Origin of the sequence: Virgibacillus alimentarius, from assembly GCF_000709085.1 — a bacterium.
Classification (GTDB): Bacteria; Bacillota; Bacilli; order Bacillales; family Amphibacillaceae; genus Virgibacillus_B; species Virgibacillus_B alimentarius.
This window is the reverse complement of sequence record NZ_JFBD01000132.1, coordinates 1-2,437: the sequence shown is the minus strand read 5'-3', so window position 1 is coordinate 2,437 and position 2,437 is coordinate 1. Positions and strand designations below refer to the sequence as shown.

Annotated in this window: 2 protein-coding genes; both read left to right on the top strand. The window is 40.7% G+C overall.

Features of this window, described 5'->3' with window-relative positions; all coding sequences use genetic code 11:
• Window positions 1-1,807: Xaa-Pro dipeptidyl-peptidase (locus GZ63_RS0115915; RefSeq protein WP_156947760.1), on the top strand; the 1,807-nt coding region annotated here is incomplete at its 5' end.
• Window positions 1,808-1,913: 106 nt separating this feature from the next.
• Complete coding sequence (locus GZ63_RS0115910; protein ID WP_084179382.1) at window positions 1,914-2,435, top strand: ABC transporter permease; 522 nt, start codon at window positions 1,914-1,916, stop codon at window positions 2,433-2,435.
• Window positions 2,436-2,437: the final 2 nt, after the last annotated feature.

The window sequence follows — 2,437 nt, the reverse complement described above, 5'->3', positions numbered from 1 at the left end:
TGGAATGACGCAAGAAGCTTTCTCGTATGAGGAAGCGATTGTTGATAAAGTATATGTAGAAACTCCAGTTGATAGCGATGAAGACGGTGAAAAAGACCGTATTTATGTAGAGATCATGCGTCCGAAAGAAACAGAAAATGGCATGCAAGTACCAGTTATATTTAATATGAGTCCTTACAATGGAGGGCTATACTACCCAGACTATCATGATGTCGATAAAGAACTGTATGGGGGGAAACCAGCCTCATCTCGAAATCTAAAGGATCATTATTTCAACTATTTTGTACCAAGAGGCTATGCCGTTGTCACGGCTAATAGTATCGGGACAGAACACTCTGATGGATGCCCAACAACAGGTGATAAGAAAGAAATACTTGCAGCCAAAACGGTAATCGATTGGTTCAATCACCGAGCTGTAGCATATGACAAAGACGGGAAGGAAGTTGCTGCTGATTGGTCAACTGGAAATGTTGGTATGATTGGTTTGTCTTATGATGGAACGCTTGCAAATGGTGTGGCTACAACAGGTGTAGAAGGGTTGAAAACAATCGTCCCCATCAATGCCATCACAAATTGGTACGATTATTACCGAGCAAATGGAGCGGTAATTGCGCCAGGCGGGTACCAAGGGGATGATGCAGACCGCTTAGCAAGAGGTGTATTAACCCGCGACAATCCGGATGTTTGTAAGGATTTCATGGATCAAATAGAGAAAGATCAAGATCGCAAAACGGGGGATTACAATGGTTTTTGGGATGCCCGTAATTATTTAAAAGATGCCGATCAAATCAAGGCGAGTGTGTTTCTGATCCATGGTTTAAATGATGTGAACGTACAGAAGAAACAATTTGCTCAGTGGTGGGAATTATTGAAGAAAAATGAGGTACCACGAAAATTGTGGCTACATCAGGGGGAGCACGTTGATCCGTTGGAAGTTCGTGGAGAAGCATGGCTGACAACTTTAAATAAATGGTTTGCTTATTGGTTATATGATATTGAAAATGACGTGATGGATGAAGCGATGGTTGAGATCGAGCATGTTGATCAGTCATGGGAAGAACTCAACGAATGGCCTCGGAAAGATGCAGAGGATAAGACGCTTTATTTAACGAATGATGATCGTGATGAATCGATTGGATTAAGCATCAATGACGTACCATCTGATCAAGAAAAAGAGCGTTTTATCGATAATGCCTCCATCAAAGCGAGTGAAATCATTCAACATCCATTCACGGATTCTAATAATCGTCTAGCCTATGTTAGTCCAACATTAGAAGAATCCGTAAGGTTAAGCGGCACACCGGAATTGACTATCAAGGCGAGTGTGGACCGTTCTGCTGCCAATTTATCAGCTTTGCTTGTTGACTATGGTCCAGATGGAGAAGAAATCGTTACTCGAGGATGGATGGATCCTAGAAACAGGAATTCTTTATCAAAATCCGAAGCGTTAATTGCCGATCAGCCATATCGGTTCAATTGGGAAATGGAGCCTCATGATTATGAATTTAAGAAAGGACATCGGATCGGTATTGTTCTTCTTTCCAGTGATCATGCGTATACAAAGCGACCTGAGCCAGGGACAGAAATCACTGTTTATCCCGAAGAAAGCCATATCAACTTACCTTTAGTAGGGAACTTTCCAGGAGAAGACATTCAAACCGCCAGTGCTGAGGATAAAGACCATCCGGATAATAAAGCGTCTGGTGACTCCGTAAGCCAAGTTTCCATATATGCTAGTATCATTTTGGTTGTGATAGCAGGCTTTGGTCTGATAATAGCTTTAAGAAAGGCATCTAAAAGCAATTAATAGGTAACAAGATTTAGAGAAGTCTAATGAATACTATCCATTCATCAATGTAAAGAGAAACAATAGATACTTAGAAAATGTCAAATCAATAGAAAAGGGGATGTGAATGAATTTTATCACGGAATTAGGCAGCTATATGATCGAGAACATGGATGAATTACTCGCTTTATCTATTGAACATCTTCTAATGGTTGTTTATGGAATAGGGTTAGCACTGGTTGTTGGAGTACCGCTTGGCATTCTCGCGGCAAAATTTGAAAAGCTCGCACCCATTATCATTTCCATAACGAATGTGATTCAATTAATACCAAGTTTGGCGTTGCTCGCTATTTTAATGTTATATTTCGGTTTTGGCTTTAATACGGTCGTCATTGGTCTCTTTTTATACTCCTTACTGCCAATCGTTAAAAACACCTATGTTGGGATTAAGGAAGTAGATGACAGTATTATGGAAGCAGGGGTCGGAAATGGAATGACCTCCCTTCAATTACTTTACAAAATTCAATTTCCTTTATCGATTCCTTTCTTAATGGCAGGACTAAGACTTGCAGCTGTCATTGCGATATCTGTTGCAACAATCGGTCCTTATATCGGGGCAGACGGGCTAGGAAGGGAGATTATTTACTAGGG

Excerpts from the sequence above, each read along its gene's own strand:
- GZ63_RS0115910 (WP_084179382.1), top strand. The coding sequence starts at position 1,914 with ATGAATTTTATCACGGAATTAGGCAGCTATATGATCGAGAACATGGAT.